General features: G+C 42.1%; 25 protein-coding genes and 1 pseudogene. 15 read left to right on the forward strand and 11 right to left on the reverse strand.

Annotation, left to right across the window (positions count from 1 at the left end; all coding sequences use genetic code 11):
* Positions 1-95 precede the first annotated feature (95 nt).
* Complete coding sequence (locus tag IEY48_RS17860; protein ID WP_373293752.1) at positions 96-314, reverse strand: MerR family transcriptional regulator; 219 nt, start codon at positions 312-314, stop codon at positions 96-98.
* Between the two features lie 123 nt (positions 315-437).
* Between IEY48_RS17860 and IEY48_RS17865 the strand changes: the two genes are divergently transcribed.
* On the forward strand, positions 438-854 hold the full coding sequence (locus IEY48_RS17865; RefSeq protein ID WP_188922777.1) for a VOC family protein: 417 nt from the start codon (positions 438-440) through the stop codon (positions 852-854).
* Between the two features lie 57 nt (positions 855-911).
* On the opposite strand, the gene pepE is transcribed toward IEY48_RS17865, so the two are convergent.
* Entirely contained in the window at positions 912-1,622 is a 711-nt protein-coding gene (pepE, locus tag IEY48_RS17870) for a dipeptidase PepE (protein WP_188922779.1), read from the reverse strand.
* A 254-nt stretch (positions 1,623-1,876) separates the two neighbouring features.
* Here pepE and htpX point away from each other — a divergent pair, with 254 nt between their 5' ends.
* Complete coding sequence (gene htpX, locus IEY48_RS17875) at positions 1,877-2,740, forward strand: protease HtpX (protein WP_188922781.1); 864 nt, start codon at positions 1,877-1,879, stop codon at positions 2,738-2,740.
* A 313-nt stretch (positions 2,741-3,053) separates the two neighbouring features.
* Positions 3,054-5,546: an EAL domain-containing protein gene (locus IEY48_RS17880; protein WP_188922783.1), complete on the forward strand. Its 2,493-nt coding sequence runs from the start codon at positions 3,054-3,056 to the stop codon at positions 5,544-5,546.
* Positions 5,547-5,608: 62 nt separating this feature from the next.
* Here IEY48_RS17880 and IEY48_RS17885 read toward each other — a convergent pair whose 3' ends face one another.
* Together IEY48_RS17885 and IEY48_RS17890 are read right to left on the reverse strand one after the other, a co-directional pair.
* A complete protein-coding gene (locus IEY48_RS17885; protein WP_188922785.1) occupies positions 5,609-5,968 on the reverse strand; it encodes a hypothetical protein in 360 nt (119 codons plus the stop codon).
* A gap of 47 nt (positions 5,969-6,015) precedes the next feature.
* Complete coding sequence (locus tag IEY48_RS17890; RefSeq protein WP_188922787.1) at positions 6,016-6,279, reverse strand: hypothetical protein; 264 nt, start codon at positions 6,277-6,279, stop codon at positions 6,016-6,018.
* Positions 6,280-6,414: 135 nt separating this feature from the next.
* Between IEY48_RS17890 and IEY48_RS17895 the strand changes: the two genes are divergently transcribed.
* The 6 genes from IEY48_RS17895 (at position 6,415) to IEY48_RS17920 (ending at position 12,152) form a co-directional block, all read left to right on the forward strand.
* Positions 6,415-7,905, forward strand: coding sequence for an ATP-binding protein (locus IEY48_RS17895; protein WP_188922789.1), 1,491 nt, complete (start codon positions 6,415-6,417; stop codon positions 7,903-7,905).
* 2 nt (positions 7,906-7,907) lie between these two features.
* Positions 7,908-8,612 (forward strand): response regulator, encoded by a 705-nt coding sequence (locus tag IEY48_RS17900; protein WP_229786559.1) that lies wholly within the window; start codon positions 7,908-7,910, stop codon positions 8,610-8,612.
* A 522-nt stretch (positions 8,613-9,134) separates the two neighbouring features.
* Positions 9,135-10,007, forward strand: a complete 873-nt coding sequence (locus IEY48_RS17905; protein ID WP_188922791.1) for a 6-carboxytetrahydropterin synthase — start codon at positions 9,135-9,137, stop codon at positions 10,005-10,007.
* 68 nt (positions 10,008-10,075) lie between these two features.
* Complete coding sequence (locus IEY48_RS17910; protein ID WP_188922794.1) at positions 10,076-10,942, forward strand: M23 family metallopeptidase; 867 nt, start codon at positions 10,076-10,078, stop codon at positions 10,940-10,942.
* Positions 10,943-11,008: 66 nt separating this feature from the next.
* Positions 11,009-11,404, forward strand: coding sequence for an ACT domain-containing protein (locus IEY48_RS17915; RefSeq protein ID WP_188922796.1), 396 nt, complete (start codon positions 11,009-11,011; stop codon positions 11,402-11,404).
* A gap of 82 nt (positions 11,405-11,486) precedes the next feature.
* Positions 11,487-12,152, forward strand: coding sequence for a DUF3047 domain-containing protein (locus IEY48_RS17920; protein WP_188922797.1), 666 nt, complete (start codon positions 11,487-11,489; stop codon positions 12,150-12,152).
* A 68-nt stretch (positions 12,153-12,220) separates the two neighbouring features.
* Here IEY48_RS17920 and cls read toward each other — a convergent pair whose 3' ends face one another.
* Positions 12,221-13,675, reverse strand: a complete 1,455-nt coding sequence (gene cls / locus IEY48_RS17925; protein ID WP_188922799.1) for a cardiolipin synthase — start codon at positions 13,673-13,675, stop codon at positions 12,221-12,223.
* 357 nt (positions 13,676-14,032) lie between these two features.
* Between cls and IEY48_RS17930 the strand changes: the two genes are divergently transcribed.
* Positions 14,033-14,842: an endonuclease/exonuclease/phosphatase family protein gene (locus IEY48_RS17930; RefSeq protein WP_188922802.1), complete on the forward strand. Its 810-nt coding sequence runs from the start codon at positions 14,033-14,035 to the stop codon at positions 14,840-14,842.
* A gap of 165 nt (positions 14,843-15,007) precedes the next feature.
* Here IEY48_RS17930 and IEY48_RS17935 read toward each other — a convergent pair whose 3' ends face one another.
* The 4 genes from IEY48_RS17935 to IEY48_RS17950 form a co-directional block, all read right to left on the reverse strand.
* Positions 15,008-15,337: a TehB family protein gene (locus tag IEY48_RS17935; RefSeq protein WP_188922823.1), complete on the reverse strand. Its 330-nt coding sequence runs from the start codon at positions 15,335-15,337 to the stop codon at positions 15,008-15,010.
* Positions 15,338-15,397: 60 nt separating this feature from the next.
* A complete protein-coding gene (norW, locus tag IEY48_RS17940) occupies positions 15,398-16,543 on the reverse strand; it encodes an NADH:flavorubredoxin reductase NorW (RefSeq protein WP_188922804.1) in 1,146 nt (381 codons plus the stop codon).
* On the reverse strand, positions 16,540-18,033 hold the full coding sequence (gene norV / locus IEY48_RS17945) for an anaerobic nitric oxide reductase flavorubredoxin (RefSeq protein ID WP_188922806.1): 1,494 nt from the start codon (positions 18,031-18,033) through the stop codon (positions 16,540-16,542). Before norV ends, norW begins: the two co-directional genes overlap by 4 nt.
* 233 nt (positions 18,034-18,266) lie before the next feature.
* Positions 18,267-19,088 carry a LysR family transcriptional regulator gene (locus IEY48_RS17950; RefSeq protein WP_229786560.1) on the reverse strand — a complete coding sequence of 274 codons (822 nt, stop codon included), beginning with the start codon at positions 19,086-19,088 and terminating at the stop codon, positions 18,267-18,269.
* 114 nt (positions 19,089-19,202) lie between these two features.
* On the opposite strand from IEY48_RS17950, the gene IEY48_RS17955 reads away from it, so the two are divergent.
* The 3 genes and pseudogenes from IEY48_RS17955 (at position 19,203) to IEY48_RS17965 (ending at position 21,274) form a co-directional block, all read left to right on the forward strand.
* The gene (locus IEY48_RS17955; RefSeq protein WP_188922810.1) at positions 19,203-20,393 is read left to right on the forward strand and encodes a YbfB/YjiJ family MFS transporter; all 1,191 of its coding nucleotides are present in this window, start codon (positions 19,203-19,205) and stop codon (positions 20,391-20,393) included.
* A gap of 131 nt (positions 20,394-20,524) precedes the next feature.
* Positions 20,525-20,985 (forward strand): annotated as a pseudogene (locus IEY48_RS17960) (GNAT family N-acetyltransferase).
* A 10-nt stretch (positions 20,986-20,995) separates the two neighbouring features.
* Positions 20,996-21,274, forward strand: a complete 279-nt coding sequence (locus IEY48_RS17965; RefSeq protein ID WP_188922812.1) for a hypothetical protein — start codon at positions 20,996-20,998, stop codon at positions 21,272-21,274.
* Positions 21,275-21,326: 52 nt separating this feature from the next.
* Here IEY48_RS17965 and IEY48_RS17970 read toward each other — a convergent pair whose 3' ends face one another.
* Positions 21,327-21,896, reverse strand: a complete 570-nt coding sequence (locus IEY48_RS17970) for a VOC family protein (RefSeq protein ID WP_188922814.1) — start codon at positions 21,894-21,896, stop codon at positions 21,327-21,329.
* A gap of 38 nt (positions 21,897-21,934) precedes the next feature.
* Entirely contained in the window at positions 21,935-22,441 is a 507-nt protein-coding gene (locus IEY48_RS17975; RefSeq protein WP_188922815.1) for a L,D-transpeptidase family protein, read from the reverse strand.
* Between the two features lie 186 nt (positions 22,442-22,627).
* Between IEY48_RS17975 and IEY48_RS17980 the strand changes: the two genes are divergently transcribed.
* Together IEY48_RS17980 and IEY48_RS17985 are read left to right on the forward strand one after the other, a co-directional pair.
* Positions 22,628-23,458 carry an ion transporter gene (locus tag IEY48_RS17980; protein ID WP_188922817.1) on the forward strand — a complete coding sequence of 277 codons (831 nt, stop codon included), beginning with the start codon at positions 22,628-22,630 and terminating at the stop codon, positions 23,456-23,458.
* A gap of 82 nt (positions 23,459-23,540) precedes the next feature.
* A complete protein-coding gene (locus tag IEY48_RS17985) occupies positions 23,541-25,025 on the forward strand; it encodes an MATE family efflux transporter (protein ID WP_188922819.1) in 1,485 nt (494 codons plus the stop codon).
* The last annotated feature ends 121 nt before the right edge of the window (positions 25,026-25,146 follow it).

Raw genomic sequence — 25,146 nt, forward strand, 5'->3', positions numbered from 1 at the left:
ATACTGCTTCATCTTTAAATGCCTGCGGATAACTCTTATGTGATTTTTTTAAACTCATATCGACCTCTTAATTTATTGACCATACTGTCTCAAAATTAAGTGTCCGATGGAATTAGACCAGAACATACATCTAAAGATATGCCTAATTGCTGCGCCGCTTTGATAAGAGATATTCGTCTAATGACATCGCGTGAATAACGACGTTGATTACCTTGATTACGCCAACTGCTAATCAGGCCTTTTTGCTCATAAAAATGGATTGCAGAGATGTTAATTCCACAGCGTTTTGCTACTTGGCCGACAGTCAATTCCATGTTCTTATTCATCTCTTTATCTATTTTTTCTCATCATTTTATACATCTTGGCAAAATTAACACTTTACCTCAAGTTAACTTGAGGTATTAAGCTAAGCCATATCATTAATAAGGAGAGAAGCAATGCATTTAGAACATTTAAATTTGGTCGTGAATGATTTAGAAGAGACTTTAGTGTTTTACCAGGCTGCGTTTCCACATTGGCGAGTACGCGGTGGTGGTGAGTCAATATGGCATGGCACACCACGAAAATGGCTACATTTTGGCGATGACTATCATTATTTGTCACTCAATGACTCAGGGACCGGAGAGATACGTGACCTTAAAAGTAATGCTATTGGTTTAGCGCATTTTGCTTATGTGGTGGATAACGTTGAAGCCTTAGTGTCAAGGCTGGCAAACGTGGGCTATGAGGTTGCTATTATGGGCGCGGTTAACGAGGCTTATAAGAGTCGCTATTTTATCGACCCTAATGGATTTGAAGTTGAGTTTGTCGAGTATTTAACGGATATTCCCAGTGAGCGAAATCAATACGATTAATGATACAACCATGGGGCTTATGGCTTTATTTCATAACCCCCATGGAAATTATCTTCGTTATTTGAGGTATTCAGATAAGTCACTGTTGGCGGCAATTTCGACTTCTTGTTGCTTACCATGAAATAAATAGGCAGTTTGATCGCCAATTAACGTCAATTTATTTCCCTGACGCCATAACGCGCTGCCTTCTTGAATACCAATGACTGGGGTTAATGGGTCGACAATCGTAAACTCTAATAAGCGTTGCGCACGAGTTTCGCCGTTGTGGCCTGGCATTTGGTAATTGGTGTAATGCGGATTTAGCTGAAAGGGCAGAATACTCAGTGCAGTAAATGAAACTGGCTCAACGATTGGCATATCGTTCGTGGTACGAATACTGGTTCCGGTAATGTTCGAACCTGCACTCCAGCCGACATACGGCATGCCATTTTTTACTTTCTCGCGGATTAAATGCACTAAATCGTAGCGATATAGCTCGTTTAACAGTTGGAAGGTATTACCCCCGCCAACCAAAATGCCCGCCGCATCTTGAATCGCTTGTTTAGGGTCGGCAAATTGATGAATGCTGCTAATAGTGATGGGTAGCGGCGCTAATGCCGTTTGCACTTTGGTTAAATACTCATCATAACTGACGCTAACACCGGCATAGGGAATAAATAGCCATTGCTGTCCGGGTTGAGTCAGTGGGCGGATAAGATCAACGGTGTGAGTTAAATAGTCTGAGTCACCGACACGTGAAGCGCTCAACATTAATGCGTTTATGGTCATGAAAATGCCTTATTGTTTTTTATTTTCGACAGTTTATCAAAGATTAACCAATGCATACACTGAGTTAGCGCTTTTTCAGTTTCAATTAATATTATCTGCCTAGACTCTGCTCGCTAGTTTTTAAGCCCGTGTGTTATCAACGTAAAAGAGTCATAAATCTTTTTTAATATAACTAAGCTTGAATTCTATTTTTATGGACATATTATGTCTGTAGTAACAATTGAAAATCGGCATTTTGCCATACAGGAGCTTAAATGAAGCGTATATTTTTATTGATCGCAACCAACTTAGCCATTTTACTGGTTGCCTCAATCGTAATGTCTATTCTTGGGGTCAATACCCAAACGATGGGTGGACTGTTAGTATTTGCTGCCATTTTTGGTTTTGGTGGCTCATTTATCAGTTTAGCCATTTCAAAATGGATGGCGAAGAAAACCATGGGTTGTGAAGTGATTACCCAGCCACGCGACAACACCGAACGTTGGTTAGTTGAAACGGTGGCACGCCTAGCTGAAAAATCTGGAATTAACATGCCTGAAGTTGCAATTTATCAGTCTCCAGAGATGAACGCATTTGCTACAGGCCCAAGTAAAAACAATGCACTTGTCGCGGTAAGTTCTGGCTTACTTTACGGTATGACGCAAGATGAAATCGAAGGTGTACTTGCCCATGAAGTGAGCCACGTTGCTAACGGTGACATGGTGACCTTAACCTTAATTCAAGGTGTGGTGAATACCTTTGTTATTTTTGCCGCTCGTGTGGTTGCAGGTATCATTGATAACTTTGTTGCCGGTGGCGATGAAGAAGGTGAAGGCCTAGGTATGTTTGCCTATATGGCTGTGGTGTTTGTATTAGATATGCTGTTTGGTATTTTGGCATCAATCATTGTGGCTTACTTCTCACGTATTCGTGAATTTAAAGCCGACGAAGGTGCTGCTCGTTTAGCGGGTAAAGGCAAAATGATTGCCGCACTAGAGCGTTTACGCCAAGGCCCTGAAAGCGGTGCAATGCCTGCTCAAATGTCAGCTTTTGGTATTAATGGCAAACGTTCAATGGCTGAACTAATGATGAGTCATCCACCGCTAGAGAAGCGCATTGCTGCACTAAAAAATAGCTAAAATTATTATTTTACAATTAGTTATACGGTAAATGTAAATAAGGAGCCTTGGGCTCCTTATTTGTTTTTAGAGTCTATTTAATATCCAAGATAACGGATTTATTGATCTAAGATGGCTAGTGCGGTGCTAATTAGGCTTATAGTATGAAATAATCATGTTCATTGTGGCTAAATTAGTTTAGGCAGTGAGTGTTCGATAATCTATTTACCCTGGTGATTTATGCTAGCCCGTCATTATCTGTACTATAGTTGGATGACTATATTGTTAGATGGCAATACTGAACTTATTTATTATGTCGATTTAGGAAGGTGTTATGTTGAAAGAAGCTATTTCTCAAACTCAGCTTAGAGAATGGCAGCAGGAAATTAACGACATTTCTGCCGAGTTTCGCCTTACAATCACCTTTGACCAAATTGATGTGGCGGCTCACAGTCTTCAAACCCTTTGTATTAGCCAAAACGCTAAAGATCTCACTAGCCGGCAACATCAAATCAGTTTATTACAACATATCAGCGCTCCTAGTGATCATGTTGAGTCAAGCCAGTCATGTTCTGAGGTGTATCATCAACTTATTCGCGATGCTCAAGGGCAGCTTGTTGCTGCAGTTAACTTTAGCTCTGCTAATGATGACCGTGAAAAACCTAAATTATTTACGCCTTTAAGTGCCATTCAAATTCGTATAGCGACGATGTTAAGCAAGGCTATCAGCGTGTATATTTCGACGATAGATTTTGGGGAGCAGCCCAACGTAAGTGTTGCCCATGATGTCGATTTACAAGCGTTTATCGATGCATTTGATGAACATATTTGGATTAAAAACCTAGAAGGGATTTACATTGCTTGTAATAAAAGTGTTGAACGTTCTTGGCAAAAATCTAAACAGCAAATTGTTGGTAAAAATGACCATGATTTGTTTGATTCACGTACCGCTGAAGCCTTTATTGAAGGTGATGAATTAGCCATAAATACTGGTTCAACCGTGGTGGTATCAGAGTGTGAAGACGTCGATGCCAATTACAATAAAGTCTGGCTTGAAACCATTAAAGCGCCGATTAAAGATGAACAGGGGCAATTAACCGCTGTGCTCGGAATGACCCGTAATATTGCAGAACATAAAGAAGCCCAGGAACAATTAATATTAGCGGCCAATGTGTTTCAAAATGCAGTAGAAGGGGTGGTCATCACAGATAAAGATGGCAATATTACAGATATTAACCAAGCGTTTACTGACATAACCGGCTATAGCCGCGATGAAGTATTAGGTCGTAATCCCAATATACTGAGCTCTGGACGTCACCCTAAACGTTTTTTTGAACGTTTATGGAACACCTTATTAGTGCAAGGCAAATGGCATGGTGAAATTTGGAATCGTCGAAAACACGGTGCTATTTTCCCTCAATCTATCACCATCAGTGCGGTATTTGATAAACAAAATATTATCCAATATTACGTTGCCGTGTTTGCCGATATTTCGGTGCAAAAACAAAATGAAGAAAAGCTCAAAAACCTGGCTTACTTCGACCCTTTGACTCAATTGCCTAACCGTATGCAATTTATGTCATTAGTGGAACAAGAACTGAATCATTCCAACCGTGCTAAAAAACAACTAGCCATTTTATTTTTAGATATTGATTTCTTTAAACACATCAATGACAGCTTGGGCCATGTCATTGGCGATGAAATTCTGGTCGAACTGTCTAAGCGCTTATCATATGCCTTATCGGATTTTGATGTGCTCGCGCGTTTAAGTGGTGATGAGTTTGTGGTTATGTTACCCGGCATTATGAGTACAGATTCTGTGACCTCATCGGTCGATAAAATCCGCAGCGTATTTGAGCGGCCATTTATTTTGGATAATGCGCAATCTGTTAGATTAACCGCCAGCATGGGGGTGGCTATTTATCCTAGTGACGGTGACGACCATGACAGTTTATTACGTAATGCCGACGCGGCAATGCATCGTGCCAAACTGGATGGCCGTAATAATTATGCGTTTTATACTGAGTCGATGACAAAGCAGGCCGTAGAGCAATTAAAGTTACAAACGGCATTGCATCATGCGTTAGCGAACGAAGACTTTTATCTTGTTTATCAACCCAAATTAACATTAAAAAATTTATCTCCTTGCGGTTTTGAAGCGCTTATCCGTTGGCATGACCCTATTTTAGGTGACATTTCGCCGGCGGAGTTTATTCCATTAGCAGAAAAAATAGGCTTAATTTGGGACATTGGTTTATGGGTGTTAAAAGCGGCATGTTTACAGGGTGTTGAATGGCTAACTGAAGGAAAAACGTTTGAACGGATCTCGGTTAACGTGGCCAGCTTACAAATGCAACGTAATGACTTTGTAGACAAAGTAAGACAGATTTTACTTGAAACTGGCTTACCGACTAAACACCTAGAGTTAGAAGTGACTGAGTCGTGCATGATGCATAATCCTGAGGCGATTATTCATGATTTAAAATTATTGGGTGGCATGGGGATTGCTTTAAGTATTGATGATTTTGGTACTGGTTATTCGTCTCTTAACTATCTGAAGCGCCTCCCTATTGATAAGCTTAAAATTGATCAATCGTTTGTGGGCGATATTCCTCACGACGCTAACAACACCGCTATTGCGAAAGCGGTTATTGCTTTAGGGCATGCATTAAATTTGCAAATTATTGCAGAGGGTGTCGAAACCGAAGAACAGGCTGATTTTTTACGCCGCAATGGGTGTGATTTAGCGCAAGGTTATTTGTACAGCAGGCCTAAGCTGCCGGATGCACTAACCGAGTTTTTACCCCTAGTGAATGGGATTAAATAAGGCACCACAAAGCAAAGCCAGCATATAGCTGGCTTTGTTATATCAAGTGACTGACACTTTTTTTAAGCGTATACGTCTACATTTACGGCTGATGCACTACTGGCGGTTTGCGTTTCGCCATCGTTGTAAATACTGCTTAATGCTTCATAAAAAACGCTGCCGACATCTTCGTCTGATAGACCTTCTGTCATCGGTTTTAATTCATCTAAAACAGATTTAAGTTCAGCTTGTTGTTCATCGGTTAACGATGCCAACATATCTGTAGCCGATTGTTGCTCTTCCTCTGACAAGGTTGAAACTGCCGTTTCTAACCCCGGTGGTACGCCGCCTTTTGGTGGCGGTGGACCATCCGGACGTGGAGGTCGCTGGGCATTTTCCGTTGATGTCATTTGGATCGAGGTGTTGCTACTCGTCACTTGCATAGTCACTCCTTGTCTGTCTACGGCATAAACGTGCGGGTAAAAAGAGCTTAGTTACGCTCTCTTTGACCTTGTGGCATATCTTGAGGTGGATTATCTGGTACAGCAACCAGTTCTCCATCTACCATTTGACATGTTGCTTCAATACTATCACCACGTGGTGTTTCAAAGCTAACCTGGCTGTTTTCTGAACTGCTTGCACAAGCATCAATTGCTTCTTGTGGTGGCTTTCCGCCTGGTGGGTTAGCGAATGCGCCCGCTGCTGCTAATAAACTAAGAGAAAGTAAACCAATAGTGATTGGGTTAAGGGTCATGTTGACGCTCCTTGGTGAGATAATGCGGTTAATATACGATATTATTGTGGAGGAATTGTGCAGAATCTAAGGAGATTGATATCAGATGTTAACTGCGACTAGTTTGCTGTTATATTGCTGGTTATACTGTGATTTATGCAAATATCTCAGAAATTATTTTTAGCCTTTGTCGGCTTAACCAGTATTGTTCTTATCGCGACGTTATCGTTAGCGCGGTGGAGCTTTGATCAAGGTTTTTTAGACTTTATCAATAATTTAGAACAAGAGCGTCTTGCCAGTTTGTCCATTGATGTCATGACACTCTATGCAGCGTCATCACCTTCGGCAAACAGCGATCAATCTACTGATGTTTGGCGAAGTGTTAATAAATCAACATTAAACCAAGTCATCACAACCCATTCACCGTTTTATCGTCAGCCAAAACTCACCAATATCGGCGCACCTAAAAAACCGCCTCCGCGTTTATCTGGTTCGCCACCAAGACAGCCAGGAGAACTGCAAAGGTTTCCTCCACACGTTAGGCCACATTTTGATGAACAAGACTTGGGGTTGCCAACAGGGTTATATTCAGCTGACAACGTTCATATTGCTGGCGATATCATTGACGATTCAATTGACATTATTAGCTTGCCGTTAAAGTTTAATCAGCAAATTGTCGGCTATTTAATCAGTAGTCCTATTCGTGAAAATCAATCGTCTTCTGCCACTGCGTTTGCGCAACAACAGCGCTGGACCAGTATTGGTATTGGTTTAGTCTGTTTATTGTTAGCCAGTGCATTAGCCTGGTGGTTGTCACGTTTTTTATTAGTGCCTGTAAAACATGTTATGCAAGGGATTACTCATTTGTCAGAAGGTGACTACGAGCAACGCTTAGCCACAACACGCGCAGATGAATTAGGCCAGTTAATGGTCAATATCGATCATCTGGCGATGACCTTAGCTAAAAACCGCAGTGCCAAAAATCGCTGGTTAGCAGATATATCTCATGAGTTACGAACCCCATTAAGTATTTTATGTGGTGAAATTGACTCGATAAAGGCAGGGATAAGAGCGTTTGATCAACATCAGCTACACTCAATCGAACAAGAAGTGTTACGTATGAAGCATCTGGTTGATGATTTATATGAACTTTCTTTATCGGATGTCGGTGGCCTGCGATACCATTTTAAACCACATAACATCAGCGAATCTTTGGACAGCATGTTAGCCACCTTATCGACGTCTATGCAAGATAAGGGCTTAACCTTGACTCATCAAATTACGCCTATGTTGTTTGTGTCTGCTGATGTTAGGCGTTTAGAACAATTGTTTATGAACTTATTCATGAATGCCATGGTCTACACCGACAGTCCAGGCCAGATAGATGTTCAGTTGGCGCAGCAAGATAATGTGGTTTGCCTGACACTCAACGATACCAAGCCCAGTGCGACAGAGGCTGAGTGTGAACATTTATTTGAACCATTATACCGCCAAGATGCCGCAAGAACTCGTCGAGGCAGCGGCGCGGGCTTAGGGCTAACTATCTGTAAAAATATCGTAGAAGCCCATAACGGCAAGATTAGCGCAATGCCATCTCCAATGGGTGGATTATGCATTAAAGTACAATTACCTTTGTTAAGGAAGTAACCATGAGTGGATTTTCACATCAAGAGCCAATGACCGTATTAGTGGTAGAGGATGAACCTAAAATCGCACAGATTTTGGTGGATTTTTTGCAACTCGAAGGGTTTAACACCTTGGTACAATATGATGGCCGTGATGTGATTGATACGATTAAAACGCAATCTATCGACTTTGTGGTTTTAGATTTAATGCTGCCTTACAAAGATGGTTTAACCATTTGCCGCGAGATCCGTCAGTTTTCAATGATGCCTATTTTGATGTTAACCGCACGTGTAGATGAAATCGATCGCCTTATGGGCTTAGAACTCGGTGCCGATGACTATGTGTGTAAACCGTTTTCAGCCCGAGAAGTGGTTGCGAGAGTCAAAACGATTTTAAGACGGGTAGAAAACACTCAAGGCAGTCAAAATGAGCAAGTGATCCGCTATAAACATATCGATTTGGATATCGAGCGCTTTAAATGCCATGTTGATCGCCAAGAAGTTGAATTAACTCCGGTTGAATTTAGATTATTACAAACCTTACTTAAACGCCCGGGCGTTGTGCACTCTCGCGACAGTTTAATGCAGGTGTGTTATGTCGATGACCGTATTGTTAGCTCACGCACCATCGACAGTCATGTTAAAAACCTACGGCATAAACTAGCACACGTGACTAAGCAAAAAGAATTACTGCACTCTATCTACGGGGTGGGGTACAAAGTCGAATAATGACGAGGCGGGGCGACTAATTTACTGACACAATCATTGGTCGCCTTCGTTAATTCCTTAATATCTGCACATTTTCTGCATATTTGTTGTTTACACTATACAAAAGGAATTTTTAGGGATAACAGTATGTCTTCAATGATGATTTATTTACTATTATGTGGTCAAAGCTGCATTATTTTGTGTTTGCTGGTGGCATTTTTTACCTTCGATACGGAGTCGTTTGCAATCGATTCTACTCAATAATCTCTTCTCAATCGCTTTACTCATCGGCTTATTATGGCCACTCACACCGTTTTTATTTGCTTAATCGCTTATGTTTACTCGCTCATAGAGCGGCTTTTGTTTAGAATGTCGGTGTTATTGACGCTATATTAAGTCGTTAGGTTAATTTTATTACCTTGTATTAGACCAAGAGGTGATATCCCTTCGTATATAGACGTTTTAAGATACCTTTTCCATTGGCATGTGCCATTCGGGATACATTTATACTGAGGTGGACTGTTTTTCTGCCTAGGAGCATTAATGCAACTGTTTGTAAAAGATTTAACCGTTATCGATTTTTCTTACCTTTGTCCGATACGTGGAATGGTAGGCGAAAGCTGGATTGTCGATGTATTACTCGATGGCGGCTTAGATGAACAAAATATGGTGTTAGATTTTTCAAAAGTAAAACGCACCATTAAAGACACCATCGATGACGTTGCTGATCATCGTTTATTAATCCCAACGGCATGTAGCGAAGTTCGCTGGCAACAAAAAGGCGACCGCGTATGGATGGATTTTACCAGTCAAAAAGGCGACATCCATTTAGCGTGCCCGTCGCAAGCATTTGCGCTTATTCCTACTGAGATTATTGATTTTGAGAGCGTGAATGACTTTCTCAAAAAAGCCCTGCGTGAAGCCCTGCCAGAAAATGTTCAAGGCATTAGCTTAACCTTACGTAATGAGGCGCTCGATACGCCATTTTACCATTACAGCCATGGTTTACGTAAACATGATGGTAACTGCCAACGTATTGCGCATGGTCATCGTAGCCCTGTCACCGTATTTGAAAACGGTATAGCCGAGCCTAAATGGGATCAGTATTGGGCCGACCGTTGGCAAGATGTTTATCTGGGTACTGAAGAAGATTTAGTCCCCGTGGCAACGCTAGCATTATCAAAGCAAACCAGTATTAGTGATGAAACCCATTTTGGTTTTCACTACATGGCGCCACAAGGTGATTTTCAGTTAGCAATGCCGAAACAATGTTGTGACCTTATTCCACACGATACTACAGTCGAACTGCTTGCTGAGTACATGGCCACGACGTTAGCTAACAAGGTGCCTGAAAGCCACTTTAAAGTGATTGCCTTTGAAGGTATTGGCAAAGGGGCCATTGCGGTTAAAGGTTAATCGAGTAATATAAACGGGCTGCCTAAAGGTGGCCCTTTTTTTATCTTTTTCACAAGGAATGCGGTTTTATGTCAATTAAACAATCACCCCTTAAAGTAATGTCTACAGCGGCTTGGCTAATGGTAAGCGTATTAGGCTTTAGCGCCAGTGCAGCAGCAGTGACTTTACAAGGCAAGTTTGAGCAAGGTGCATTGGTTCGCGGAACAGTACCCGCGGGCAGTATAGTGTTATTAAATGATCAGGCAGTAAAAGTGACACCGACTGGGGCATTTGCCATTGGCTTTGACCGAGATGCTGCTGCAGAACAAGTGGTTAAAGTGACTTACCCAGACGGATTAACCGAAATTAAACCGCTCAAAATTGCCGCGAAACAATACAAAATTGACCGCATCACCGGCATTAGTAAAAAAATCATGAAGCCTGATCCTGTTGCGCAAGCAAGAGCGGCAAAAGATGCTAAGCAAACTCGTGCAGCAAGAGATATTTTTAGCGAGCAGCAGGCGTTTATGCAGTCATTTATTTGGCCGGTAACAGGGCGTATTTCGGGTGTTTATGGCAGCCAGCGTGTGTACAACGATGTGCCTGGTAACCCGCATTTTGGTGTAGATGTTGCCCGCCCAACTGGCACTGTGGTAGTGGCCCCAGCTGATGGAGTCATAACCCTTGCTGAACCTGATATGTTTTATTCTGGTGGTACGGTGATTATTGACCACGGTTATGGGGTGAGTTCAACATTTTTACATTTAAGTAAATTGTATTTAAAGGTTGGCGACACCGTTGTGCAGGGCGATAAAGTGGCTGAGATTGGCGCTACAGGCCGCGTGACAGGTCCACATTTAGATTGGCGCTTAAACTGGTTCCAAATGCGTTTAGACCCAGTGTCAATTGTACCGCCAATGGAAAAAGTATTAGCGGCACAAAAAGCAGCAAAGTAAGGTTGTTTAACATAAAGCGTGTTATAGCCTGCTAAATCAATGGATTATCAAAAAGGACGGTTGACTATGAGTGGCACCACCGATTTAGCACTACTATTGACGTCCATGAGCCCTAAATTGATGGACGGCGAATTTGTATTTTGCACTGTTCAGGGGGAATATGAACAGTATGCTCAATTAAATCCACTTGCGACATTTTGCGAGAGCGAAGGCTTAACGTTAGTAGTCAATAAAGAGGCTGCAATGGCTACAGGCTTGGCCTTTGATGCATGCTTTAAACAAATTACCTTAACCGTACATTCAAGCCTTGAGGCTGTTGGATTAACAGCTGCGGTAGCGGCTAAACTCACTGAATTTAATATCAGCGCTAATGTTATTGCCGCGTATTATCACGACCATATTTTTGTGCCTACAGATAAAGCCCAATTAGCCTTAACCGCGCTGGCAGAGTTTAACCAATAACGATTTATTGCAGTCTGTCGTTTTCCTTGAGGCTGTTTTTGTTACTCAAACACACCGCTCAATAACAACATTGGAGAGTAACATGTGCAAATGGATATTCGTGTTATTGAATTTTTTGCTATGTGTGAGCGCACAAGCGGTGACCAATTTGACGGCGTTGAGTGAGCAAGGCATTGAACAATGGCAAGCGAAAGAATTTTCAGGTAAATCAATTTATAGCGTTGAACAATACAAAGGCCAAATGGCACTTAAAGCCATTAGTCAAAACTCGGCATCTGGATTGGTGTTAGAAAAGAAAATTGACCTCATTGCAACGCCTTATCTAAACTGGAGTTGGCTAGTTGAACAGACGTTGTCGCCGTTAGACGAGCGAAGTAAAGCGGGTGATGACTTTGTGGCGCGAGTTTACGTCGTTATTGATGGTGGTTTTATGGTGTGGAACACCAAGTCATTAAACTATGTTTGGTCGAGTAATCAAGACAAAGGCTTGGTTTGGAACAACGCTTTTGCTGGTTCAAGTGTTAAAATGATGTCTGTGAGAGGACAACAATCACAACGAGGTCAGTGGTATGAAGAACAACGCAATGTGTACCAAGATTTGATTGACACATTTGGGGATAAAGGCAGTCAAAAAGCTAACCGAAAAGCGTATCAATACATTGATATAATTGCGATTATGACCGATACCGACAACAGTGGTAAAGATGCAGAAACGTATTATGGTGACATAATATTTACTGAAAAATAGCAGCAAATCAACCGATATTTACGGGTACTTAGCGGCCAAAGTAAGCCACATTGCTTTTTACTTTACCGTTAGAGGAGAGGGCTAAATAAGTAAAAAAACTGCTCGACTAATCGTTTAACCAACGATCTTTTGCGCCATTGGCGCGCATCCATTTTTATCGAATTAACCATATATTGATGTTGGACTTCACTAAGTGATTGAGTGAATTCTATATTTTCAACAGAAAGAGTCACTTCAAAGTTAAGCCAAAGGCTGCGCATATCAAGATTAACAGTGCCGATTAAACTATGGTGCAGATCGATGACAACTGATTTTGTGTGTAGTAAACCACCGCGAAAACGATGTATATTGACACCGGCGTTAAGCAACTCGCCAAAGAAAGATCTGCTGGCCCAATCCACCATCATTGAGTCGTTTTTGTCGGGTATGATTAAATTCACCATCACCCCACGTAATGCAGCTGCTGTTAATGCAAACAGTAGGTTTTCACTGGGAACAAAATAAGGGCTAGTGATGGTGATACTCTGTTTTGCTTGATAAATACTGAGTAATAAAACTTGTTGGATCATATCCTCAGGCATACCAGGCCCTGAAGGTATCACTTGAACCATATCAGATGGCTCTTCTTTGTGCGGAAGACATTTTGGCGGTTCGGGTAACATTCTTTGGTCTGTTTCTGTTTCCCAATCCCACGCGAGAATACAGTTAAGCACTGGCACACTGGAGCCAGTAATCCTCACCATAACATCTATCCACTCACCAACCCTCGCGCTTTGATTAAAACATTTGGGATCGACTAGATTCATTGAGCCTGTATAACCGATTTGGTTGTCTATCACGACTATTTTTCGATGAAGGCGGAGATCTAGACGGCGGAATAGCATACGTAAAAGAGAAACAGACAGTGCGGAAACCAGCTGTATACCTGCTTTACGCATTAGTTTTGGCCATTTACTGTTAAAAAACGTTCGACTTCCTGCAGCGTCTAATAATATTCTCACTGCCACATCACGTTGAGCTGCCTGTATAAGTGCTTCGGCAACTTGGTCTGCAAGTCCGCCTGGATGCCAAATATAGAACTCTAAATGAATTGAGGTTTGCGCTTGTTGTATGTCTTCAATCAGGGTTGTTAATATTGTTTCTGTAGACGATTTTAGTGTCAGTTGATTATTGGCTAACGTAGGAATACCAAGGCGTTTTTCACACAAATGGCTAATGGGCGTCGCGTAATCACTTAAGTTATGGGGGCGATATTGCTGAATGGCAAACAGTCGACGAAACCATTCTCGATAGGGGCCGTACATTTCTTTGGATCTCACGGCGCGAGCTTTGCCAAGATTCATCTCACCAACGAGAAAATAAAGTAAAATGCCTAAGATGGGGACAACATAAATAAGCATCATCCAAGCTAAAGAAACACCAATAGATCGTCGTTTATAAACAATACGTGTGGTGATACCTGCAATGAGCAGCCAATAAGCTAATACGCTGATTATTGTTAATATTTTATAAAGCTCAACCATAGTTAGCCAGTGTATCAATCATGTAGAAAAACATGCATTTATCATATCAGGTTTTCAATCACTATTGTCTACTGTCATCCGCCTGTACGGCTGGGTATATCAAACAGTTTGTTTTATTATTAAGACACAAATGTTTATTAATTAATCTATTTTGAACGAACCTAATGTTAATCAGTCTAATACTAATATGGTTAAGGCTAGTAAAGTTAACCAATTGCTAACAACAATTTTAGATAGCACCCCCAAAACTAATAGAGGTATTTATCCATCGGTATTTTTCGCTCAAAGCCAACATCGACCTTACAACCAAAGCGTAAATTGCTTGGGCTTGTTCGATGGGGAAGTCTGGTTATCGTCATGTTGTTGATGACGACAGTTGTGGTAATGCCAAAATTTGTGCATTTAGCGACTGAGCCTCAGGTGATTAATAATGAGCAGGAATCGTTTGCAGCTCAATGTGTTGCTGCAACACCGATAGCTAAATTGGATGCAGATGGCCAATTGGCAGTCGCGATTTGGAATGTCTATAAGCAGCAAAATGCTGGCTGGCAAACGCTGCTCAGCCAATTAGCTGAACAAAATCAATTATTGTTGCTGCAAGAGGTGAAGTTATCTGATGAATTTCAGTTATGGCGTCAACAAAATAACCAACAATTGGCAATGGTGCATGCATTTAGTCAGGACCATATACCACTTGGAGTGATGAGCTTATCTCAGGTTGCGGCGAGTGAAAGTTGCGGATATTTGACGACCGAACCTCTAATACAGTTTCCCAAGTCGAGTTTGTTAAGTTATTTCCCCTTATCAAATGGTGAAACTTTGCTGGTGGCTAATCTGCATAGCATTAACTTTGAGTATGCTCTAGACAGTTATGCTGCACAGTTGCAGCAGCTACTACCAGCATTGAGTGCTCATAAAGGACCGATCATTTTCGGTGGTGATTTAAATACTTGGCGCCAAGCAAGATTGTTAATGTTAACCCAGATGACAAATCAATTAGGCTTAATAGCGGTCATCCCAGAAGATGACAAACGCACAACCGTAATGGGCTATCCTATTGATCACCTTTATTATCGGGGGCTAACCTTAGAGTCATCCAAGGTCATTACAACCCAAAGCTCTGACCATTATCCTTTGTTAGCGCAATTTAGTTTAGTCGAAAGTTAACGATGATTGTTTTGAAGGTGTGTGCTTTACGTAAACTAAAACGATAAGAGCATAATACATTATGATCTTATCGTTAATTAACCCATTGATTAAACTTCTATATCAGTAGTTTGTTATGTATCTTATTACAAACGTTTTATCTACCATTACTTCAATAAATCATTTCTAATTAAACATCGCTTGGCCGGTTTTATCTTTTTCAGACCAGAAATTAATATTGAACTGTGCATCAGGACTTAACTCAATGCGATGCCAATACTGCGGAGGGCTGGTGGCAAATTGGCCCGCGTTAATCACCACTGTCACTTCCGGTTCGGTTGCTTCGCTGTCGGCAAAACCATAATAAGTGACCACGCCTTCCATTACGCATAACTGACCAAAAACACCTTCGGCGGTATTATGGTGAGTCAGTAGGGCTGCAGGCACATTGTCTTTGGTAAAAAATGGGGTAGAACGCTGAATAGTCCAGTTAGCTGGAATACGTTGATGAGACATCATGTTCTCCTTAGGGTGCTGTTTACCAATGCATTACCAGGTAATCAGCACCGAGTTAGGTTAAAGGTTTGCGGGTAAAGCCCTGAGTAACGGGAACGTGTTGTTCATATGCTCTTGGGTGACCACAAATCCTATAATTTGTTTTTGCTCGTTAAAGGCTTTAACTGAACAGCCATTTGCATCAATATCGACCTGCCAAGACGCCACATCCTTAACCGTGCTGCCACCTAATTGAATGGGCATTTGCGGGGTTTTAACCTTCACTAACATCGCCGGTAAACTTAACTTGGTGGGTTGGCCTAATAAGGTTTTTGCCAGTGCATTGGCGCTTAACAAAATGGGTTGCAGGTACGACATCACTTTGCCATTGATTTCGGCGCAATCGCCTAAAGCATAAATATGCTTAACCGAGGTTTGTAGCTGCTGATTAACCACTATGCCGTTATTCACCTCAAGGCCTGTTTGTGAAGCCAAGGCCACATTAGGCTTTAATCCGGCTGCCGAAATAACGCAATCGACATGATGGGTTTTGCCAGAACTCAACGTGGCACACAGGGCTGACTCATGTTGATTAAGTGCACTTACCGTTTGGCCAAACTTAAATTCTACACCGGCCTCAGTAAGCTTAGTTTGCAGTGCAGATGCAACGAGGTCGGGTAACATGTTCGCCATTACGCCTTTACTGGGGTCGACCACCACCACGTGTTTACCGCTGCGACTTAAATCCATTGCGATTTCGGTGCCTATCAGCCCTGCACCAATCAGCATTATGCGCTTCGCCTCATGCAATTGCTGTTGTGCGCTGGCAAACTCCTGCAGGCTGTTTAAAGTGATCACTTTGTTACTCACGTCACCTTGCATAGTGGGGACAAATGTTTTGGCCCCGGTCGCCAACACTAATTGTGAGTAAGGGTAGGCGACATCGTTAACCCATACGCGTTGTTGTTGGCTATCAATGCTGTCTACTCGCGTTAAGGCATGCAAAGTAATGTTGTACTGTGCCGCAAACTCCTGCGCTGATTGGCGAATTAAATCAGTACTGGTTTGTTGGTTACTAAATACATGGCTCAAATCTGGTTTATTGTAGTCGTGACCTTCATCAAGGGTAAAAACGGTAATCGGTTGTTGTGTGTCTGTACGTCTAATGGTTTTAATTAATTGATATGAACCAAAGCCACTGCCAATAATGAGGATAGGTGCACTCATGATGCTTTCCTCTGTGCAATCGGTGTAAATACCTCTTTACCTAAACCACAATCTGGGCAAAGGAAAAAGTCTGGTACTTCGCACCAAGGCGTTCCCGGCTGCACATCTTGGTTTGGCTCGCCTAATACGGGTTGATATACCCAGTTACACACGGTGCATAGCATCTCTTGTGTATCGCTAATGCTTGCGCTTGATGCACATGGTGTTGGTGCTGCAGGTGCTACAGTTTCTGTTAATTTAACCGCTTGATTTTGGTTAAGAGGCGATGAAATAGAATCGACATTGCTGAGATCGTGTAACGCCCAGCTTTTTGCTATTTGGCGGCCATGTTCACGGCATTCGCGCATGGCTTTTCCGTCGGGTTTCCATTTGGCTTTTAGGCCGACTGTGGTTTCAAATCCTGCGTCGGTCAGACGAGTATGAATACGGTCTACTGCGCCGCCATTCCAACCGTAGCTACCAAATGCACCGGCTTTTTTATCTTTAAAACGTAATCCGGTGATTTCTTCTAGCATGCCAGCCACTTTTGGCATCATGACATTATTCATGGTTGATGAGCCGACCAAAATCCCTTTAGAGCGGAACACATTTGCAAGAATGTCATTTTTGTCGTGGCGCGCCACATTAAATACTTTAACAGAAACGCCAGGGTCAACATCATGGATCCCCTGAGCAATGGCATCTGCCATCAAACGGGTGTTGTTAGACATTGAGTCGTAGAAAATAGTGATGCGGTCTTCTTGGTAGTTATCAGCCCATTGCAAATACTGATGGATAATCTGTGTTGGGTTATCACGCCACACCACGCCATGGGCGGTGGCAATCATATCAACAGGCAGATTAAAGCTTAAAACCTCGTTAATTTTAGTGGTTACCAGTGCACTAAACGGGGTTAAAATATTGGAGTAATAGCGTAAGCATTGATCCATTAATTCAATCTGATCAACTTCGTCATTAAATAAGCGTTCATCGCAATAATGTTGACCAAACGCATCGTTACTAAACAACACGGCATCTTCGGTTAAATAGGTCATCATACTGTCTGGCCAGTGCAACATTGGGGTTTCAATAAAGACCAATTGCTTGCCGTTACCGATATCTAGGCTATCGCCAGTTTTGACAATATTGAAGTTCCATTCAGGGTGGTGATGCAAGCCGGTAATAGAGTCGATGGCATTTTCGGTACAATAAATTGGAGTATTAGGAATTTTTGCCATGAGTGCGGCTAATGCGCCAGAGTGATCTTCTTCGGCATGGTTAATCACAATGTAATCAATTAGATTAAGATCAATTTCCATCTCAAGATTTTGAATGAATTGCAGACTGAAACGATGGTCAACAGTATCGATTAAGACATTTTTTTGCTCACGAATAAGGTAACTGTTGTAACTGGTGCCCTTAGTGGTTTTATATTCAGTGCCATGAAAATCAAGAATTTCCCAGTCGCGTTGGCCAACCCAGTTGATGTTGTTTTTAATGTGAATAGTCATATTTACACCTGTAATCATTGAAAGTTAATCGTTAAAAAGTAAAGTTCTTATCTGTTAACGATGTTATTGCAGGTGTCGTGCCAATATTTTAAATTGTTATTTATCAGTGTTTTATTGTTTTGCTGTAAATCAGCAATGTCATATAGACAGTGTTTGATGGTGTAAAAATGACATTGTCATAGTCATATTGACATCTTTAGGGCGTCCACTTCTGTGCAGACAATATGGTTAAGTTATTTTGTCAGCAAGGTGGCTAGGGTTAAAATGCCAGACTCTAATGGGCTGCCTTTACGATAAACAATCGATAACTGCACATGTTTAGGGCCATGGCTCACAGGTGTCATCACCAATGATTTTTCATAGCGGCTGCCAGCCACCATATTTTTCCCAATAATGGTATAACCTAAACCTGCAGCAATGCAGCCTAACACGCCATCTGCACTGCTCATTATCATGAGTTCATCATTGCCTCGACCTGCTTGTTGGCGCCATAGCATGGCATGTTGTCGGTAACCACAGCCTTCATCTCTCACCAATAATACCGGGTCATATTCGCTGTCTCGCGGTGTCACCATGATCAATTCTTCTTTAACGATTGGGATCACTACCAGGTTTTCATGTTTTGGGGCATTGCCTATTGCGGCGCAATCCACCTTATTGTTAAGCACTGAAAATACGAGCCTTTCACTGGTGTCGGTATGAATTTTGGTGCGGATTTCAGCATGGTTGAGCTTGAGTTGTTTAAGCGCTAATGGCATGTGTACGGCAGCAAATGTTTCGGGCATACCGACACGTAACTCGTAAGTGTCTTTATTACGGGAAATAGCCAAAATAGCTTGATGTTGTAATAACAATATTTGCCCGGCGTAATCATATAGCTGTTGCCCGTTTGGGGTTAACTGCAGCTTTCTGCCCATCAGCGTAAACAGTTTGGTGTCGAGCTCTGCTTCGAGCTTCTTAATCCGATTAGTGATATTAGACTGCACGGTATTGAGTTTATCTGCCGCGCCTTTAATGCCTTGTTCATCGACCACGGCTTTAAACGTTTTGAGCATTAACATTTCCATATAGTTCTCAATATAAGAAGTTTTGGTTCAAAATAATTCAATTTTTAACATTAGCAGGTTGGCGTATTGTTTGTTAATCATTTTTCGATTAGGTGCAAGATAATGTTAAAGGAATTGACCGCTTTTCGTGTTTATTTTGCAGGTATTTGCAGTTTAATTGTCACCGTTGGGGTGGCACGATTTTCCTATAGTTTGTTATTACCGATAATGCAGGACAGTGCTGGTTTAACTGAGTCTGGTGGTGGTTGGTTGGCGACCACTAATTTTATGGGTTATATGTTTGGCGTGTTTGTGGCGGCGAGCATGCATAATCTGCATTATAAATATAATTTACACCGTGTTTATTTATTCTTGAGTGTGATGACTTCTGCCGCCATGGTGGTGACGACTGATATTGTCACTTGGGCGGTATTACGCTTTTTTGCCGGTGTTTGTGCCTCTGGCGGGTTTATTATTGCTTCTGGTCTTATTTTAAAGTGGCTGGTAAGACACAATCATCGCGCCGAGTTAGGGATCCACTTTGCGGGTGCAGGCTTGAGCATTATTATCACTTCATTATTGTTCGAGCTGATGCTTGGGCTGTCGGCTGATTGGCAGCAGCAATGGCTGGCCCTAGCGCTGCTGGCTGTTGTAGTTACTATTCCTGCGTGGTTGTGGATGCCGCATCCAACAGCGGGTGAGCAGCAAGGCGAGGTTGCTAACGATAATCCACCCAGCCGCGAATTTAAGTTGCTGATGATGCTAGCCTATTTTTGTGCCGGTTATGGCTATGTGGTTAGCTCAACCTTTATTGTCGATATTGTCGAGCGCACAGAGGGATTACAAGGCCAGGGCAGTCTAGCATTTTTGTTAATTGGTATTGCTGCTACGCCTGCCGCATTAGTATGGGATAGAATTGCCCGCAAAACCGGTTATGTAAAAGCGTTATTAGCCGCTTACTGTTTGCAAGCCGTGGGGATTATTTTGCCTGTGATGAACGACAGCTTAATCGTGGTGATTGTCAGCGCGTTATGTTTTGGCGGCACTTTTATCGCTTGTGTCAGCTTAGTGTTAACCATGGCGGGTAAGTTTTATCCTAGTAACCCTGCTAAGTTTATGGGCACCATGACTTTATCCTATGGCGCGGCGCAAATTATTGCGCCTGTTCCGACGGGCTATTTAGCAGAATACTTTGGCAATTATGATATTGGTTTATATGTTTCGGCCAGTGTGGTGATGATGGGAACGCTATTTTTAGTCGGTTTACTTAGACTTGATAGCCGCGCTGTGGCTAAAAAGCTTATTGTTAATTAAGGTGATTTTATTTAACGTGTAGGGATTCATCATTACAAATTAGATGCTAAATTTAGTTTCTAGCCGTGCGGCTAAAAATTATACATAAATGAATGTTTAACTAAAACACTTACCCTAAGGAATGTTAGCAGATGGAGATACAAGTGGATGACTTGCAAAGCGCAGGGGTCATTGAATTATTACAAGCGCATTTAGCAGACATGTACGCAACTTCGCCACCCGAAAGTGTCCATGCCCTAGATATCGATGCGCTAACTCATCCTAGTATTACGTTTTGGTGTGTAAAGAATCCACGCGGAATGGCATTAGGTTGTGTGGCGATAAAACAGCTCAATGAAACCCATGGCGAAATTAAGTCGATGCGCACAGCTGTAGCGGCGAGAAACCAGGGCGTGGCCACTGAGTTGTTATTGCATTTGCTCAATGAGGTAAACGCCGAGGTTATCAGCAGTTGAGTTTAGAAACCGGCTCGATGGACTTTTTTGCCCCCGCAAGACGATTGTATCAACGTCATGGTTTTGAATATTGTGGGCCATTTGCAGACTATCAGGCTGATCCTAATAGTCTGTTTATGACACGACTCATTGATTGAGTGAAGCTCAATGTTGAATAAAGTAAAACCAAGTAAAGCGCTTATCGTTGAAATGGCTAAACGCTCATCCATCTTCGTGGGTATTTTTGTTATTGCCATTATGATGTTGATGACGCCAGAAGATGAGTGTATTGAATTTTTAGCTCACAGCTTGTGCAGCGGAACAGAGAAGTGGCTAATCGTAAAATGGATATTCTTTTTTGATTCAATATTACTCGCGTATACCGCGCTGCCCCTATTGCACTACCTTGCGCTACGATTTCTAATTAAACGTAAAAATAAACGTTGAATACGTTAAATATGCCGATTGGTATAATAGAACTGTCATCAAGCAGCTTAACTTATTGTTCGCTGGCGATAATAGTTTGAATATCATGCGGATGCACTTTTACACAAATGCCATTGGCTTTAAATGCGATGGTTGGGTTTGCTAAGCGTTCGTTATCCCCTTTTGGTGAACTCTGCTTAACCTTAATCTTTCCAACCCCAGCTTGAGCATTATCGATAATGCTGGCCAATTGTGGTGCGTGTTCAATTAGCTCGGCAACAAGCGCTTCACAGGTTTGCGCTTGTGATGGAAACACCAATTCAATATGCTCCCAACCTTCTACTGGGTAAGCTTTATCTGATGGAAAGGGCAGCTCAACGCAGTTAATCTGCATTTTATTCAACACTAACGGCTCAGTTAACTTGATGATTAAAATGGGTCTGCCATTAATCATGTTATTAGAAATAATCTCGCCATATTGACTAAATTCATCAGCAAGTAACTGCGCTGTTTGGTTGTTATTGACGCGCAATGCGGCGTGATCGGCCTGTAAAGATAAACGGTCTAATCCTAGCAGCTCAATAAAGGCGGTTATCCGAACGCTAAAGTCAGCCCAGGTTTGTTGTAGATGTTGGTAGTTCATGTGCTCACTCAAACAATTAAAAGCGAAAACGATAGTGGCTATGGCCAAATTTCAATTGGGGTGCCGGCATCAATCATTTGCCAAAGCTCGTCCATTTCTTTGTTGGTGACCGCAATACAACCATTGGTCCAGTTGTATTTTTGGGCTTCTTCTGGCGGTAATGGCGAGCGCGGGTTTTCACCGTGGATCATAATCATGCCACCGGCTGGAATGCCTAATGCATCAGCGCGTAATTTGTCTTCTTCGTTAGGGTATGAAATATGAATCGATTTATAAAAAGCACTGTCTGACTTTTTATAGTCTAAGGTGTAGCGGCCCTGTGGCGTACGCTGATCGCCTTCTTTAAGTTTGTGCCCTTGCGGTACATCACCCATGGCAATGAGGTAGCTCTTAACCACTTTACCTTCACGTAATACGGATAAGCGTGACTCTGATTTATTGACTACGACTAAATCGATTTTAGCGTGCAAGGATTGCGATGATGAAGCATTTGCCCACAGTGGACAACACAATACAAGGATAAATAATATAGACAGCGCGCGCATGAAATCTCCGTAAACCAATGACCATTTTAATTTTTATTGTAAAATGACGTATTCCGAATGTTAAAACTCGACAGTCAATGTTAGATTTTAACGACATCAAGGGTTAATTGATATTAGTTAGCCGAGTTTATTTGCAAGATTTTTGCAAGTTCACCTAAAAGATTGCCAAATATAGCGAAATCTAAAATGAATACTGAAGAAAAAGCAGATAACCCGCTTAAACAACAACTAAGAAGTGTCATTTTTGGTACTGAAACTCCGCAGGGTAAGCGTTTCGATATTATTTTGATGATATGCATTGTGTTGAGTGTACTGTTGATCTTTATTGACACTATTGAGCATATTAATGAGCAATATGGGCAGTTAATTAGTATCGCTGAATGGAGCTTTACGGTATTGTTTACCGTTGAGTACATATTACGATTATACTGTTCACTTAATCGGTTACATTATGCCCGCAGTTTTTTTGGCGTAGTCGATTTAGTGTCGATTTTACCCAGTTACTTAGCATTAATTTTCCCTGGGGCCAACGTTGCCTTAGCGCTAAGAGTGTTGCGTCTGTTCCGGGTATTTAGAGTATTAAAGCTATTGCGTTACTTAAGCGACGGCAATTTGCTATTAAAAGCGATGATGCAGTCTAGCCGTAAAGTGTTTATGTTTTTCTTTTCGGTCAGCCTCATCATCATGGTGCTCAGTGTGATTATGTATGTGGTTGAAGGGCCAAATAATGGCTTTACGTCGATACCTAAATCCATGTATTGGACAGTCGTGACCATTACCACCGTCGGCTATGGCGACATCACCCCACAAACGCCGTTAGGCCAGGGCATTGCGGCATTAACCATGTTGATTGGTTATTCGATTATTGCCATACCAACGGGTATTTTAACTGCTGAGATTTCTCATGAAATGGTGAGAACTCGAGATTTACGTAAGTGCAGTAATTGTGGCAAAAAAGGCCATGATAACGATGCCGAATACTGTAATCATTGTGGCAGCGAGTTAGAAAAACTCTAATGTAATACACCACCCAGTTTTTACAGCCAGCTCTTTATCATCCAGATTTGTTTTTCTGGGTGATTTTTATTAAAGGATAAGCATGACCACAGCAAAATTTGTCGAAGGGCCTATTTTACGTCACATATTAGTGATGAGTTCGACCGCAGCGGTTGGCATTTCGGCGTTATTCGTTGTTGATTTACTTGATATTTTCTTTTTAAGTTTACTGGGCGAAGTGGAGTTGGCTGCCGCGGCGGGTTATGCGAGTACTATTTCATTTTTTACCACTTCGATTGGAATAGGCTTGTCGATTGCATTAGGTGCTTTGGTGTCTAAGGCAGTAGGCGCAAAAAATATTAAGCTTGCCAGGCGTTTGTTTTTAAACAGTGCGATAGTGACCTTGTTAACCAGCGTGCTGGTGGCCATTGTGGTGTTTAGTTTTATCCCAGAATTGTTGGCTTTGGTGGGCGCGACAGGACGTACCGCTGAACTGGCACAAAGCTATTTGACCATATTGATCCCTTCTTTGCCGTTTATTTGCTTAGCAATGGCATTAGGTGGCGCGCTGCGTGCGGTAGGTGATGCAAAATTGTCGATGATGTCGACACTGGCTGGTGGCGGCGTGAATGCGGTGCTTGATCCTATCTTTATTTTTTCGTTGTCGATGGGGATAGAAGGCGCAGCAGCCGCGTCTGTATTGGCACGTATTGCAGTGTTTATTATTTCTGCCCGTGGCGTGGTGATTAAGCACAAGTTAATGGGCCGATTTTCCTGGGTCGAGTTTAAACAAGATTTAGGGGTGATTTTTGCCATTGCAGCTCCTGCGATGTTAACCAATGTGGCTACTCCCATTGGTAATGCAGTCGTCACGCGAGCCATTGCGGACTTTGGCGACAGTTATGTTGCGGGTTGGGCGGTGTTAGGCCGGCTTATTCCGGTGAGCTTTGGGATGATTTTTGCTTTATCGGGTGCTGTTGGGCCCATTGTGGGGCAAAATTTTGGCGCAAATGAATTTGATCGCGTGCGCTTAAGCTTAACCAAGGCGATTCAATTTTGTGTGGTGTATGTATTAGGCATGTCGTTAATACTCTTTTTGCTAAGAGATGTGATTGTAAGCAGTTTTGACATGAAAGGTGATGCTGCCGAATTGATATTGTTTTTCTGCCAATATATTGCAGTGTTCTTTATTTTTTCGGGGATTTTATTTATCGCCAATGCCTCGTTTAATAACTTAGGCAAAGCTAAATACTCAACCTTGTTTAATGTGGGGAAGGCTACTGTGGGTACCATTCCTTTTGTGTATTTTGGTGCTCAGTGGGGCGGTGTATATGGGGTGCTCATTGGGCAGGTTATTGGCGCGGTTATTTTTGGTGTAGTCGGTATGCTATGTGCGTATCGCCTCATTGATAAAATCAGCCATCAAAGTATTGTGTCAGTCGATGCCAACAAAAAGCTGTTAGAAGATGATGCGATGAATATTGATATGGTCGCCGCGCCATTACCTACCTCGGGGCGAACTCAAATGGGCCAGTTGGATGAAGAACCTTTGTGTAAGCAGTTAGGCCAGCAAGATAACAAAGATTAACTAACCTGAGCTTCGGATAAGAAATTAGCTCCCCAAAGGAACTAAATGCTCGTTCCTTGATCCGATCATTCGACCAAGAGTGATTAGAAAAAGGAACGAGCATGAATAAATTAGTTGAAAC

The organism is Shewanella saliphila, assembly GCF_014648295.1.
Taxonomy (GTDB): domain Bacteria; phylum Pseudomonadota; class Gammaproteobacteria; order Enterobacterales; family Shewanellaceae; genus Shewanella; species Shewanella saliphila.